This window comes from Microbacterium arborescens (assembly GCF_030369635.1).
Taxonomy (GTDB): Bacteria; Actinomycetota; Actinomycetes; order Actinomycetales; family Microbacteriaceae; genus Microbacterium.
The window spans coordinates 990,606-1,004,848 of sequence record NZ_CP128474.1 but is presented as its reverse complement, the minus strand read 5'-3'; the positions used below and the strand labels follow the sequence as shown (position 1 = coordinate 1,004,848).

The 14,243-nt window shown below is 71.0% G+C and carries 12 protein-coding genes, 1 tRNA gene and 1 other RNA gene; 6 read left to right on the top strand and 8 right to left on the bottom strand.

The genetic code is table 11. From position 1 onward, the window contains the following. Positions 1-15: 15 nt before the first annotated feature. From QUC20_RS04710 to ffs, 4 genes are all read right to left on the bottom strand, one after another. On the bottom strand, positions 16-744 hold the full coding sequence (locus tag QUC20_RS04710) for an HAD family hydrolase (protein ID WP_120263150.1): 729 nt from the start codon (positions 742-744) through the stop codon (positions 16-18). 25 nt (positions 745-769) lie between these two features. Continuing rightward, complete coding sequence (locus tag QUC20_RS04705; RefSeq protein WP_289331093.1) at positions 770-1,999, bottom strand: acetate/propionate family kinase; 1,230 nt, start codon at positions 1,997-1,999, stop codon at positions 770-772. Next, positions 1,996-4,113, bottom strand: a complete 2,118-nt coding sequence (pta, locus tag QUC20_RS04700; RefSeq protein ID WP_120263152.1) for a phosphate acetyltransferase — start codon at positions 4,111-4,113, stop codon at positions 1,996-1,998. The genes QUC20_RS04705 and pta overlap by 4 nt, the downstream gene beginning before the upstream one ends. A gap of 93 nt (positions 4,114-4,206) precedes the next feature. Next, positions 4,207-4,303, bottom strand: an RNA gene (ffs, locus tag QUC20_RS04695) — signal recognition particle sRNA small type. Positions 4,304-4,410: 107 nt separating this feature from the next. Here ffs and QUC20_RS04690 point away from each other — a divergent pair. Genes QUC20_RS04690 through QUC20_RS04680 form a run of 3 tightly spaced genes read left to right on the top strand, consistent with a single transcriptional unit; the run spans position 4,411 to position 9,002 of the window. Next, positions 4,411-5,403 (top strand): AAA family ATPase, encoded by a 993-nt coding sequence (locus tag QUC20_RS04690; protein WP_120263153.1) that lies wholly within the window; start codon positions 4,411-4,413, stop codon positions 5,401-5,403. A gap of 7 nt (positions 5,404-5,410) precedes the next feature. Beyond that, the gene (locus QUC20_RS04685) at positions 5,411-6,691 is read left to right on the top strand and encodes a DUF58 domain-containing protein (protein WP_289331092.1); all 1,281 of its coding nucleotides are present in this window, start codon (positions 5,411-5,413) and stop codon (positions 6,689-6,691) included. Further along, entirely contained in the window at positions 6,678-9,002 is a 2,325-nt protein-coding gene (locus tag QUC20_RS04680; RefSeq protein ID WP_289331091.1) for a transglutaminase TgpA family protein, read from the top strand. The genes QUC20_RS04685 and QUC20_RS04680 overlap by 14 nt, the downstream gene beginning before the upstream one ends. A 106-nt stretch (positions 9,003-9,108) precedes the next feature. On the opposite strand, the gene QUC20_RS04675 is transcribed toward QUC20_RS04680, so the two are convergent. Continuing rightward, a complete protein-coding gene (locus QUC20_RS04675; protein WP_289331090.1) occupies positions 9,109-10,503 on the bottom strand; it encodes a dicarboxylate/amino acid:cation symporter in 1,395 nt (464 codons plus the stop codon). A gap of 200 nt (positions 10,504-10,703) precedes the next feature. Between QUC20_RS04675 and QUC20_RS04670 the strand changes: the two genes are divergently transcribed. Further along, positions 10,704-11,312, top strand: a complete 609-nt coding sequence (locus QUC20_RS04670) for an HD domain-containing protein (protein WP_289331089.1) — start codon at positions 10,704-10,706, stop codon at positions 11,310-11,312. Positions 11,313-11,381: 69 nt separating this feature from the next. Here the strand turns inward: QUC20_RS04670 and QUC20_RS04665 are convergent, their stop codons facing one another. Both QUC20_RS04665 and QUC20_RS04660 read right to left on the bottom strand, forming a co-directional pair. Continuing rightward, positions 11,382-11,642: an META domain-containing protein gene (locus QUC20_RS04665; protein ID WP_289331088.1), complete on the bottom strand. Its 261-nt coding sequence runs from the start codon at positions 11,640-11,642 to the stop codon at positions 11,382-11,384. A gap of 350 nt (positions 11,643-11,992) precedes the next feature. Then, positions 11,993-12,084 (bottom strand) — tRNA-Ser (locus QUC20_RS04660). A gap of 73 nt (positions 12,085-12,157) precedes the next feature. Between QUC20_RS04660 and QUC20_RS04655 the strand changes: the two genes are divergently transcribed. Continuing rightward, positions 12,158-13,198: a lactonase family protein gene (locus QUC20_RS04655; protein WP_289331087.1), complete on the top strand. Its 1,041-nt coding sequence runs from the start codon at positions 12,158-12,160 to the stop codon at positions 13,196-13,198. A gap of 57 nt (positions 13,199-13,255) precedes the next feature. Beyond that, positions 13,256-14,032 (top strand): siderophore-interacting protein, encoded by a 777-nt coding sequence (locus QUC20_RS04650; RefSeq protein WP_289331086.1) that lies wholly within the window; start codon positions 13,256-13,258, stop codon positions 14,030-14,032. 12 nt (positions 14,033-14,044) lie between these two features. Here the strand turns inward: QUC20_RS04650 and QUC20_RS04645 are convergent, their stop codons facing one another. After that, the gene (locus QUC20_RS04645) at positions 14,045-14,242 is read right to left on the bottom strand and encodes a helix-turn-helix transcriptional regulator (protein WP_120263160.1); all 198 of its coding nucleotides are present in this window, start codon (positions 14,240-14,242) and stop codon (positions 14,045-14,047) included. Between the last annotated feature and the right edge of the window lies 1 nt (position 14,243).

The window sequence follows — 14,243 nt, the reverse complement described above, 5'->3', positions numbered from 1 at the left end:
CGGGTGTTGACGTGGTCAGACGAAAGCGTCGAGATCGTCGACGACGACATGGGCTCCGAGTGCGCGGAGCGCGTCGGCGCCGGCGCCGCGATCGACGCCGACCACGAGAGCGTAGCCTGCCGCGACGGCCGACTCGACACCCGAGTGGGCGTCTTCGATCGCCACCGAACGAGCCGGGTCGACGCCGAGCATGCGCGCACCCTCGAGGAAGACGTCGGGCGCGGGCTTCGAGGGGAGGTGACGCTCCTCGGCGATGACGCCGTCCATGATGACGGGGAATCGCTCGAGCAGGCCCGCGACGGCGAGGACCTCGCGAGCGTTCTTCGAGCTCGACACGACCGCGATGGGGACCCCGGCCGCCTGGAGCTTGTCGACCAGGGCGAGCGATCCCGGATACGGCGCGATGCCCTCGGAGCGCAGGACTCGCTCGAACACGGCGTTCTTGCGGTTGCCGATGCCGCAGATGGTGTCGGCCGACGGATCGTCGCTCGGGTCGCCCCACGGCACCTCGACGTCGCGCGAGCGCAGCAGGCTCGCGACACCGTCGTAGCGCTTCTTGCCGTCGAGATGACGGAAGTAGTCGTCCGCGGTGTACTCCGGGGTGATGCCCCAGGCCGTGAACAGCTCGGTGAACATCGTCTGCCAGGCGTGCATGTGCACGTCGGCGGTCGGGGTGAGCACGCCGTCGAGGTCGAACAGCACGCCGTCGTAGGCGGTCAGGTCGGGAAGCTGAGCCGAGGTCACGGAACCAGCGTAATGAGTCGGAGCGTCACACCGTCACGGCGATGGTCTGTCGGGCGATCTCGAGCTCCTCGTTCGTCGGCACGACGAGGACCTCGACCCGCGAGGTGTCGGTGGAGATCCGTCGGATGCCGCGCCCGCGCTGTTCGTTGCGCGCGGCATCGATCTCGACCCCGGCGAACCTGAGCGTCTCGAGGGCCGCGGCCCGCACCTGGGGCGAGTTCTCACCCACGCCCGCCGTGAACGAGATGACGTCGACCCCGCCGAGCACCGCGAGGTACGCGCCGGCATAGGCGCGCAGCCGGTGCGCGTACACCTCGAACGCGAGGGTGGCGGCCTCGTCGCCGCGCGCGACGCCGTCCTCGATGTCGCGCATGTCGGACACCCCGGCGAGGCCGAGCATGCCGCTGCGCTTGTTGAGGAGGTCGTCGAGCTGCGGGATGGTCATCTCGGCGCGGCGGGCCAGGTGGAAGATGACGGCCGGGTCGATGTCACCCGAGCGGGTGCCCATGACGAGGCCCTCCAGCGGCGTCATCCCCATCGACGTGTCGACCGAGCGACCGCCGTCGATCGCCGTGACGGATGCACCGTTGCCCAGGTGGAACACGATCTGCCGCAGCTCGGCAAGGGAGCGTCCGAGGTGCGCCGCGGCCGCCTCCGAGACGAACTTGTGGGAGGTGCCGTGGAAGCCGTAGCGGCGCACACGGTGAGCCTCGGCGAGCGCCGTGTCGATCGCGTAGGTGTACGCGGCGGGCGGCATCGTCTGATGGAACGCGGTGTCGAACACCGCGACGTGCGGCAGGTCGGCGAAGGCGGCCTTCGCCGCACGGATGCCTTGCAGGGCGCCGGGGTTGTGCAGGGGCGCCAGCACCGCGAGCTCATCGATGTTGATCTCGACCAGCGGCGTGATCAGCGTGGGCTCGAAGAACCGCGCGCCGCCGTGGACGACGCGGTGGCCGACGGCGACGGGCGGATGCTGCTCCAGCGACGGGCCGTGCTCGGCGAAGGCGTCGAGCATGAGCTGGAACCCGGCGGTGTGGTCCTCGATGGGCAGCTCGCGCTCGAAGGTGGCATCAGTCGCCGTGACGGCGGGTTCACCGGCAACGGCCGGCGGGAAGAACACGGTGTGCTTGACCCGGCCCTGCTCCTGCCCGATGCGCTCGACGAGGCCCGAAGCATGAGGGATACCGGTCTCGGCGTCGATCAACTGGTACTTGAACGACGACGAGCCGCTGTTGATGACGAGCACGATGCTCATGCGGATGCCCCTCCCTGGGCCTGGATCGCCGTGATGGCGATCGTGTTGACGATGTCTTCGACGAGGGCTCCGCGGGAGAGGTCGTTGATCGGCTTGTTCAGGCCCTGCAGCACCGGACCGATCGCCACGGCTCCGGCCGAGCGCTGCACGGCCTTGTAGGTGTTGTTGCCCGTGTTCAGATCGGGGAAGACGAACACCGTCGCCTTGCCGGCGACGGACGACCCGGGCATCTTCTTCGCGGCGACGGCCGCGTCCGTGGCGGCGTCGTACTGGATGGGCCCCTCGACGAGCAGCTCGGGGGCGCGCTCGCGGACGAGGGCGGTCGCCGCCCGCACCTTGTCGACATCGGCGCCCGAACCCGACTCCCCCGTCGAGTACGACAGCATCGCCACGCGGGGCTCGATGCCGAATTGACGCGCCGTCTCGGCCGAGGAGACGGCGATGTCGGCGAGCTGCTCGCTCGTGGGGTCGGGGATGACGGCGCAGTCGCCGTAGACGAGGACACGGTCGGCGAGCGCCATCAGGAAGACGCTCGAGACGACCGAGACGCCCGGCTTGGTCTTGATGATCTCGAAGGCCGGGCGGATGGTGTGCGCGGTCGTGTGGGCTGCACCCGAGACCATGCCGTCGGCCAGTCCGAGGTGGACCATGAGCGTTCCGAAGTACGACACGTCGGTGACCGCGTCGGCGGCCTGACCGTACGTCATCCCCTTGTGCGCGCGGAGGCGCTCGTACTCGCGCGCGAACTTGTCGACGTGGACGGCGTCGAAGGGCGACAGGATCTCGGCCCCCCGCAGGTCGAGCCCCAGCTCGAGCGCGCGCGAGCGCACCTCGATCTCTTCACCCAGCAGGGTGATGTCGGCGATGCCGCGGGCCAGGACGATCGACGCCGCGTGCAGCACCCGGTCATCGTCGGCCTCGGGCAGGACGATGCGGCGGCGATCGGTGCGGGCGCGCTCGACGAGTCCGTACGCGAACATCAGCGGCGTCACGACGGTCGAGCGGGCCAGCCCCAGCGCTTCGGTGAGCTCGTTGGTGTCGATGTGCCGCTCGAAGAGGGCGGCAGCGGCCTCGTAGTGGCGACGCGAATCGGCCGCGAGGCGGCCACGGGTGCCCATGATGCGCGCCGCGGTCTCGTAGGTGTCGAGATCGGTCGCGATGATCGGCAACGTCTCGCCCACGCCGTCGATCAGCCGGTCGACGGCCTCGGGCAGCGGGAAGCCGCCGTTGATGACGATCGCGGACAGCGACGGGAAGGTTCCCGATCCGTGCGCGAGCAGCGTCGCCAGGAGCACCTCGGCGCGGTCGGAGGGGATGACCACGACCGATCGCTCGCTGAGGCGCGGCAGCACGTTGACCATCGACATCGCGCCGATGACGACGCCCAGCACCTCGCGACCGAGAAGATCGGCGTCGCCCTTCACGAGCGAGCCCTCGACGGCGGCGAGGACGGTGCTCACCGACGGTGAGACGAGGAAACGGTCCTCCGGCACAGCCCACACCGGGACGTTCTGCGGCACGGCGTCGCGCACGGCCTCGACGATCTCGTCGAGACGATCGCCATCCGCGCGGTTGGCGACGACGGCGAAGAGCTCGGCGCGGTCATCGCGCAGCTCCGAAACGGCCAGCGATGCGATCTGTCCCATCTCGTCGGGAGTGCGCGCCGGCGCGGATCCGAGCTTCTCGCCGCTGCCCTGGCCCGCGCGGCCGCCGAGGACCAACAGCACCGGCGCCCCGAGGTTCACCGCGATGCGGCCGTTGTAGCTCAGCTCGGCCGGGGAGCCGACATCCGTGTAGTCGCTGCCCATGATGACGACGGCGTCGCATTTGGCCTCGACCGACTTGTACCGCTCGACGATGCGCGAGAGAGCACCGTCGGGGTCGCGGCGCATGTCGTCGTAGGTGACGCCGATGCACTCGTCGTACGCCAGGTCGACGCCGTCATGGTCGAGCAGCATCTCGAGCACGTAGTCGCGCTCGTCCGTCGACCGCGCGATCGGCCGGAAGACACCGATGCGTGGCGCGACGCGACTGAACGCCTCGAGCACCCCGAGCGCGATGATCGACTTCGCGGAATGGCCTTCTGCGGACGTGATGTAAATGCTCTGAGCCACGGGTTCAGCCTAAGAGGGAGAGGCCTGACCACGAGCCGTGAATATCGACCACGGTCGTGGCGGCGGATGCCGCAGGCCACGACGGTGGGGAAAAAGTAAGACTCTCCGCGAACCCGGCAGAGCCCGGTTACCCTTGCTACGTTTCCGTCCTGGGGGAGTTGGCCTGGATGCCGCCTCGCGGAGAGCTGTTCCCAGTCTAACCCGGAACCTGAGTCCTCCCGACACCGGGGCCGGTTAGGCTCTCGCCAGACGGGCGCGACGCGGCGGGGCACGCGGCGCCGAGAACGAGGGGATCGCATGACCAACGACGGCACCCAGGCGGCTTTCGGCCCGGATCGGTTCGCCGCGACCACCGACGCGATCTCGGCGAGCATCGCCCGCGTCATCGACGGCAAGCCCGAGGCCGTGCGCTCGGCACTGGTGTGCCTGCTCGCCGAGGGGCACCTCCTCATCGAGGACGTGCCGGGCGTCGGGAAGACGATGCTCGCGCGTGCGCTGGCCGCGACGGTCGATGCCACCGTGCGCCGCATCCAGTTCACCCCCGACCTGCTCCCCGGCGACGTCACCGGCGTGAGCGTGTTCAATCAGGCCGACCGCGAGTTCGAGTTCAAGCAGGGGGCGATCTTCGCCCACATCGTCATCGCCGACGAGATCAACCGCTCCTCCCCCAAGACGCAGTCGGCACTGCTGGAGGCGATGGAGGAACGTCAGGTGACCGTGGACGGCCGCACCCACGGGCTTCCCGCGCCGTTCCTGGTGGTCGCGACGCAGAACCCCCTCGAGATGGAGGGCACGTACGCGCTGCCGGAGGCGCAGCGCGACCGGTTCATGATGCGCATCTCCATGGGCTATCCCGACGCTGCGTCCGAGGCCCGGATGCTGCGCGAGCGCGACACCGTCAACCCCCTCTCCTCGCTCGCGGCCGTCATCACGGCGCACGAGGTTCGGGGGCTCATCGCGTGGGCACGGAGCCTGCACGTCTCGCCCGCGGTCGAGGAGTACGCCGTCGCCATCGCCCGGGCCACCCGCGATCACCGCGACCTCCGCCTGGGCGCCAGCCCGCGCGCCACGCTGCAGCTCGTCCGCGCCGCCAAAGTGTGGGCGGCGCTCGACGGCCGCCCCTTCGTCATCCCCGACGACATCGTCGCGCTCCTGCAGCCGGTTCTGGCCCACCGCCTCATCCCGGCGCGGACGACCGGCGCATCCCGCGGCCGGAGCGGCGCCGAGGTGGTCGAGGCGGCGCTCGCCGACATCGCCGCGACGGTGCCGGTCCCGCTTCCGGTCCGCTGAGCCCGCCATGACCGGTTCTCCTGCCCAGGCCCGCCGGCGCCCGCCGCTGGGCCGCATCCTCCGGCGTGCCTGGCCGCTGACGCCCCGCGGCGTCGGTGCGGTCGTGATCGGGCTCGCCGCCGTCGTGTGCGCTCACTCGTTCGGCGTCCCGGAGCTCGTCTACGTCGGCGTGCTGCTGATCGCGAGTGTCGCGCTGGGCTGGATGTCGCTGTGGTTCGTCCACCGCTACGGCGATGTCTCGCGCTCGTTCTCCCCCGACGTGACGGCCGTCGGCAGCGAGAGCACCGTGACGGTGCATGCAACGGCTCGCGGCGGTCTCTCGGGCGCGATCGCCCGATGGACCGACGCCCTGCCGGACGGTGTCGAGGGCGACGCCTCCGGCATCCTCACCGGCGCCGCCGCCCTCGACCGCGTGCGCCTGACCTACCGCATCCGCGGTACCCGGCGCGGCATCCGCGATGTCGGTCCCTTCGCGATCGTCGTCACCGATCCCTTCGGGTTCACCCGTCGCAGCGTGCGGGTGGGCGCCGTGGAGCCGATCACCGTCGCACCGGCCACCGTGATGCTGCCGCCGCTGGCGGAGTATCCGGGCGAGGCCGGCGGCAGCCTCCACACCGCGACTCACCAGCTGGGCGAGGGGGCCGACAACCTGATCCCGCGCACCTACGCCCCGGGCGACTCGATGCGGCGGATCAACTGGCGGGCGAGCGCCCACCACGACGAGCTGATGGTGCGCCAGGAGGAGCAGGAGTCCACGCCCGAGGCCACCGTCGTGCTCGACCGGGCGGCAGTCCGGTGGGCGCCGGCCGCGTCGCTGCCGGGCGAGGACCCGACCTTCGAGGCCGCTGTGACGGCCGCCGTCTCGGCCGTCGCCCGCCTCACCCGCGAAGGCTACGACGTCACCGTCATCGACGCCGAAGGGCACCCCCTCGGTGCACCGGTGCCGGCCGGCGACACGCTCGCGGTCGAGCAGCTCGCGCTCGACCTCGCGACCCTCGTCACCGGGTCCGACGACCGGTTGGCGGGCCTCCCCCGCCTGTTCGCAGGAACCGTCGCCGGGCCGGTCGTCGTCGTGTCCGCTCGCGTGACCACGGCCGATGCCGACGCGCTGGCGCCGCTCGTGGCGCACAGCGCCCTCCCGGTTCTGCTGGCGGCCGACTCGTCCGACGAGGCCATCGCACGGGCATCCGGGGCCGGATGGCGGGCGGCCGTCCTGAGCGCCGAGGGCGACCTCACCGAGACCTGGCGCGCCGCCACCGAACGAGGGACCGCTCGTGCCGCGTTCTGACGCCCTGCGCCGGTGGCGGTCTCGCCTCCTGATGCCCTCACGCGCCGACCTGGGCCGCACCGGCGACGTCCGCCTCGCGGCAGTCCTCCTGGTGTCGATCGTCGCCGCGATCCTCCCCCTGCTGCGTGTCGTCGCCGCCGGCGCATGGCTCGCGGTCGCGGTCGCGGTGGCCGCGGCGGTGCTGCTGGTCGGCATCGGGCTGCGGCGGCTGCGCACCCCCGCCGTGGTGGTCACCCTCGCCGAACTGGTGACGGCATGCGCGCTCGTCACGGCGGTCTACTTCGCAGACACCGCGCTCCTCCGCGTCATCCCGACGCCCGGGACCTTCGCCGAGCTGCCGTCGCTCGTCGCCGGCGCGAGCGAGCAGATCATCAACGGCGTCGCGCCTCTCATCGCCGAGCGACCGTTGGCGGTCATCGCCGTGGCGGCGATCGCCGCGCTGACGGTGCTGCTCGACCACACGGTGATCACGGCGCGGATGCCCTTGCTCGCGGCCGTCGCCCTCATCGCGGTCTGGCTGATCCCGGCCCTGTCCGTGCCCGCACCCGTCGACCTCATCGCGTTCATCGTCTTCGCGGCCGCGATCCTGCTGCTCATCCGCGCCGAGACCCGCTCGCGCGAGCGAGCGCTCGCCCGGTCCGTCGCCGAGACCGCCGCCGAGGCGCGGCGAGGCGGCGACGCGGAGCCGCGCGTGCGCCCGGGGCGCGCCGGCGCCGTGCTCGCTGCGGGCCTCGCGGTGACCGCGATCGTGGCCACCGTCATCGTCGTACCGGAGCTCCCCCGGCCCGCACCGCGCGTCGGAATCGGCACCGGCCCCGCCACCACCATCAATGCCAGCCTCGAACTCGGCGACGATCTGCGTCGCCCCACCGACGTCGAGGTGCTCACGACGCGAACCAACGCGCCCAGCATGCCGTATCTGCGGGCCGCGACGCTGTCGAGCTTCGACGGCGACGTCTGGGAGCCCGACCGTGACGAGACGACGCCCCTCACCCCCGAGGCCCTCGGTCCCGTCGTCGCCGACCCCGACATGCGCGTGACGGAGTACCAGACGACCGTCAGCATCACGCAGCTCTCGTCGGCGTGGCTGCCGGTCCCCGGTCCCGCCGTGCGCGTCGACGACCTCTCGGGCGGTTGGGAGGCGATGCCCGCCAACCGCACGGTGATCGCCGCCGGCGCCGACACGCAGGGACAGGAGTACGTCGCGACGACGCATGTCGTGCGTCCGACACTCGAGCAGATCCAGGCGGCCGGCACGACGACCGAGGGGCTTCCCGACACGGTCACCCAGCTGCCCGCCGACATGCCCTCCTCGATCGCGCGGACCGCGCTCGACGTCGCATCGGGCGCGGCGAACGATTACGACCGGCTCGCCGCGCTGCAGCGCTGGTTCCGCAGCTCGGAGTTCACCTACTCGCTCGACGCTCCGGTGGCCGACGGGTTCGACGGATCGGGCGTGGACGCGATCGCGGACTTCCTCGAGGTCCGCAGCGGATACTGCGTGCACTTCGCCTCCGCATTCGCCGTGATGGCGCGCACCCTCGGCATGCCCTCCCGCATCGTGATCGGTTACCTGCCGGGCACGCTGACCGGCCGTGTGGTCGACGGCGAGAGCGTCGCGACCGTTCTGAGCTCGCAGCTGCACGCGTGGCCGGAGGTGTACTTCGCCGGCATCGGCTGGATCCCGTTCGAGCCCACCAACAGCCTCGGCACCCCCGCGACCTACACCCGCTCGGCACAGCCGCTGCCCGACGACGGCGGGCAGGACGTGCCTCCGGCACCCGCGCCGCAGCAGACCGCGACGACCGCGCCGGAGGCCGGGGAGACCCCGACGCCGACGGCGACGACCGGCGCGGGCGCCGACTCCGGCGCTTCTCCCCTGGCGGTCGTGCTGCCCTACGGCGCCGTCGTCCTCGGTTTCGCGGCACTCGTGCTCTTGCCCGCTCTCGTCGGGACGGTGCGGCGGCGCTGGCAGACGAGGGCGGCCGAACGCGGCGATGTCCTCGCGGCCTGGCGGATCGTCCGCGAGAGCGCGCGCGACGTCGGCCTCCGCGTCGACGATGCCGACAGCCCTCGCGCCCTCGGCATCCGGCTCGCGGCCGTGCCGACCGTCCCCGCCGGCCGGATCGAGGGCCTGGTCGCCGCCGTCGAGCGGACGAGCTACGGCGCCCCCGACGGTGCGCGCGATACGGCCGCGGGCCGCGCCGCGGCATCCGATGCCCTCGCCGTCCGCCGCGGGCTGCTCGCGTCGGTCTCGACGCCGCGACGCATCGGGGCCGTCCTGCTCCCCCGCGCCCTCGTCCGCGCCTGATCCCCTCCCCCTCCGCACGCCGGATGGGGCGCACTTCCCGACGTCGAGCGCAGAAGAAACTGCGCCGGATGCCGCGAAGTGCGCCCCATTCAGGTGAGCGCGAAGGTCACGCCCGGGCCGGCGCCTCCAGCTCGTCCGCGCTGTCGTCGGCGAACGGGTCACCCGAACGCTCGGCGTCGTACAGCTCCCGGTCGAGGATGCCCTCGCGCTTGGCCACGATCGTCGGCACGAGCGCCTGGCCCGCGACGTTGACGGCGGTGCGGCCCATGTCGAGGATCGGGTCGATCGCCAGCAGCAGACCGACCCCCTCGAGGGGCAGGCCCAGGGTCGTCAGGGTCAGCGTCAGCATCACCGTCGCGCCGGTCGTGCCCGCCGTCGCGGCCGACCCGACCACGGAGACGACGACGATGAGCAGGTACTGGACCGCATTGAGCTCGAGGCCGAAGAACTGCGCGACGAAGATCGCCGCGATCGCCGGGTAGATCGCGGCGCAGCCGTCCATCTTGGTCGTCGCGCCGAACGGCACGGCGAACGATGCGTACTCGCGCGGGACACCGAGGTTGCGCTCCGTCACGCGCTGCGTGAGCGGCAGCGTGCCGATCGAGGAACGCGAGACGAACGCGAGCTGCACGGCGGGCCAGACACCCGAGAAGTACTGCCGGATCGACAGGCCGTGGGTCTTCAGCAGCACGGGGTACACCACGAAGAGTACGAGGGCGAGGCCGATGTAGATCGCCACGGCGAACCAGAGCAGCGTCGTGAGCTTCTCCCAGCCGTAGGTGACGACAGCGGATCCGATCAGGCCGAGGGTGCCGATCGGGGCGATGCGGATGATCCACCAGAGCACCCGCTGGACGACCTTCAGTGCCGACTCGGTGAACGACACGAACGCCTCGGCGCGCTTGCCGAGCTTGAGGGCGGCGATGCCGATCGCGACCGAGATCACGATGATCTGGAGCACGTTGTACCCGACGCTCGAGCTCGCGGCACCCGTCTCGGGGTTGATCGAGGTCGACACCGACAGACCGAGGAAGTTCTGCGGGATGAGGCCCGTCAAGAAGCTCCACCACGAGCCGACGCTCGAGGGGACATCGGGCGTGAGCTCACCGGCGTCGACGCGTGCGCCGGGCTGGATCGTGACGCCCAGCACGATACCGATGGTCACGGCGATCAGCGCGGTGATCCCGAACCACAGCAGCGTCTGACCCGCCAGGCGCGCGGCGTTCGTGACGTTGCGCAGCTGCGTGATCGAGGCGACGATCGCGAGGAAGATCAGCGGCACGACCGCCGTGCGCAGCAGCGTGACGTAGCCGCTGCCGATGGTCGACAGCGTCGCGGCGAGCCCGTTCGGGTTGCCCTCGGCATCGGGCCCGAGCTGGCGTGCCAGCAGGCCGAGGAGGACGCCCGCGACGAGGGCGATCGTGATCTGGAAGCCGAACGAGCGGTAGAAGGGCTTCTTCCGCTTCGCGGGCGCGGCGTTCTTCGAGGTGGCAGAACTCATGGTGGTGCTCCTGAGAGGGATGACGTCGCGATGGCGACCCACCGACGCTAAACCCGAATCGGGGTCGTCGGGGCCATATGACTCTTCGTGACGGCCTCCCAATGCTCCGCGCCGTCGCATTCGGGACAGGGTGGCTCTGATGCCTGCCGGAGTCCGCAGCCGGCCGATGCGGGCCGTCGTCGCCGGCGCAGAATGAGCGCATGACCCGCGATCTCGATGACCTCCTCGCTCCGCCCACACCCACGGCGTTGCTCGCACTCGAGGCCGTGCGCCGGTGGTCGTCGCCCGCGCTCGTTGATCACGGCATCCGGTCGTGGGCCTGGGCGCGGCTGCGCGCCGAAGCGCTCGGGCTCGACCACGACGCCGAGGTCCTCTACGTCGCCGCGATGCTCCACGACCTCGGTGTCACCCCTGCCTTCGACGCCCACGAGATCGCCTTCGAATCGGCCGGCGGCGCCGCGGGGTGGCTCTTCGCGGCCGGCGCCGGGTGGCCCGTGGAACGCCGCGAACGGGTGCGCGAGATCATCGAGCGCCACATGTGGCTGAGCGTCGATCCGGCGCTCGATCCCGAGGGCCACCTGCTCGAAGTGGCGACGAGCCTCGACGTCTCAGGAGTCGCTCCCGAGCTGTGGGATGCCGGCATCCTGCGGGCGGTCACGCAGCGGCATCCCCGCCGCGACTTCTCCGCGCAGTTCGCGGGGTGCATCCACGCGCAGGCGCGCCGCAAGCCCGCCACTCCCGCAGCCCGGCTCGACGCGTCGCAGCGCATCGCCGAGGGCGGGCGCGTGTGGGACGGCATCCTGGCATGACCAAGAGCGCTACCGTGTGGCGGTCCAGTGATGGTCGCTGTTACCAGATCACCGGCGCGGCAACGTGAGTCATCCGTCGGATGAAGCATCCGGGCCGAAGACGATTGCTGCCGTTCCCGCCGTGATCGTCAGCCTGCCACCGACCCTCGACCATGCGACATCCGTGGCAAAGGCCTTCTGCATCCAGGCCTGCTCAGCCGTTCGCGTCTGGTCGCACGCTTTCAGCGTCGTGGTTGCTTCACCGGGAACGATGATGCTCCCGCGGAATGCGACGGGAATGGTGAGCGTGTTGCAGGGGGTTCCGATCACCAACACGGGCGTGCTGCTCACGTCCCCGGCTCGGAGGGTTATCGCACCCCCAGCGGCCCAGTCGATCGGCGCTCCGTCCTCGGTAGCGCTGATGGATCGGTACCCCTCGCACCCCAGGGTGTCCGCCAATTCAGCAGGACACTGCTCGGAAGTCGTCCACGAGGTCGTCGGCGACGGTTGCTGAGGCTGGCTGCACGCGGCCAACCCCAGCAATCCGACGAGGATCAGGGATATCGCACCGAAACCGCTCCGCATCGGATTCTCCTTCGCTGAACCTGTCCGTCCGGAGCGTCACGGCCGCGACGAGATCGGTGCCGAGACCCCCTGGCATGACGAAGGGCGCCACCCTCGCGGTGTGACGCCCTTCGTTCTGGCGGAAGTGACAGGATTTGAACCTGCGAGGCGAGTTACCCCGCCTACATGGATTCCAGCCATGCTCCTTAGGCCGCTCGGACACACTTCCGTCGTCGAGTTTATCAGTCCCCGGCACCCTCTCCCGCCGCCTCGCCCTCGGGGCACGGAGCTAGGCTCGTGACGTGACTGATTCCTCTCTCGTCCTGGTCGCCAACGCGGGTGACAGCAGCATCAGCGTCTTCCGGCTCGACGGCGACGCTCTCGAACGCGTCTTCGTCGCCGAGGGCCTCACCGGCACCGGCACCTTCGCGATCGACGGCGAGCGCGATCTCGTCTACGCCGGCGTCAAGGGTGCGGCCTCGGACGAGCCCGCGGCGATCGTCACGCTCTCGCTCGATCGCGGCACGGGTGAGCTCACCCCCGTCTCGCGGTTCCCGCTGCCGGACGGATCGGTCAGCTACATCGCGCTGACCCGCGGCGGCACGGCTCTGCTGGCGGCGTCGTACGGCGGCGACTACGGGTTCGTCGCTCCCATCGCCGATGGCACGATCCTCGAGCCCACCGGGCGCGTGCAGTTCGCCAAGCTCCACTCCGTGCTGCCTTCGTCCGACGGCCGGTTCGCGTATTTCGTCTCGCTCGGAGACGACCTCGTGGGGCAGTTCGCCCTCGGCGACGACCTGTCGCTGACTCCAGTCGGATCAGGCACGGCCGCGGCACCAGCCGGCAGCGGCCCCCGCCACCTCGTGCTCAACAGCGCCGAAGACGCCGTGTACGTCATGACCGAGTACTCGGGAGAGGTGCTGCACTACGCACGCGACCGTGAGGCGGGCGCTCTCGAGCTTCGTTCGCAGGCCAACGCCGTCGATCCCGCGGCCGGGCTCGCGCGCGGCGAGATCGGCGGCGACCCCGTCGCCAACCACGCTGTCTGGGGCGCTGACATCCATTTCGGTGCGGACGAGCGGTTCCTGTGGATCTCGGAGCGCTCGACCAGCACACTGGGCGCAGCTCCCGTCGCCGAAGACGGCACCGTGCACGACGTCTCGGCTTTCATCCCCACGGAGCCGCAGCCGCGTGGGTTCGTTCTCTCGCCGTCCGGAGACCGTCTGATCGCTGCGGGCGAGAAGTCACGCACGGTGTCGCTCTACGCCGTCGACGGCGCCGAGCTGACGCTGCTCGAGCAGGCCGAGACCGGCGCGGGCGCCAACTGGGTCCGCTTCGCCTGACCCGCTGCGCCGGGGCTGATGAGCCCGCAACCAGTGAGCCCCGGTACCGTGGGTGAGGTGGCCCTCTCCTCTCGCACCGCACCCCGCACGCCCCGTCCGAGCATCGAGCTCGAGGTCGTCGGAACCGAACGGCTCTCGGCGCACCTGGTGCGCGTCGTTCTCGGCGGCGACGGCTTCGCCGCGTTCCAGAACCGGCCCGAAACCGACAAGTACGTCAAGCTGAAGTTCGCCACCCCCGCTCCCGAGTCGGCGCCCGTGACCCGCACCTACACGGTCCGTCGGGTGGATGCCGTCGCCGGCACGCTGTCGATCGACTTCGTGGTCCATGGCGACGAGGGCCTCGCCGGGCCGTGGGCGGCGCGGGCACAGGTGGGCGACCGGATCGAGCTGATGGGGCCGGGCGGCGGTTACGCACCGGATGCCGCGGCCGACTGGCATCTGTTCGCGGGCGATCTCTCGGCGGTTCCGGCGATCGCCGCGGCCCTCGAAGCGCTTCCGTCGGACGCGGTCGGACACGCGTTCGTCGAGGTGGAGTCCGACGACGCGATCCTGCCGATCGAGGCTCCGGCCGGCGTCGAGATCGAGTGGATCGTCGATCCGACCCACGACCCCGACGCTCTCTCCGCCGTCGTGCGGCAGTACGACTGGCCGACGGGCGACGTGCAGGTCTTCGCGCACGGCGAGCGCGAGTCGATGAAGGCCCTGCGTCGCGTGCTCTTCGACGAGCGAGGACTCGAGCGCGGCCGCGTCTCACTGTCGGGCTACTGGGCCCGCGGTCGCAACGAGGACCGATTCCAGGCGGAGAAGCGCGAGCCCATCGGCCAGATCCTCTGAGCTCCGCTTCGCTCATTCGACCTCGTCGGAGAAGATCTCCTCGATCGTGCATCCGAACGCCCGCGCGAGCCGGAACGCGAGCGGTAGCGACGGATCGAAGCGCCCCCGTTCGATCGAGATGACGGTCTGACGCGACACCCCGAGCTCATCGGCGAGGCGCTGCTGCGACCACCCGCGGTCGTGTCGGCGCTCGGCCACCGAGTTCTCCACG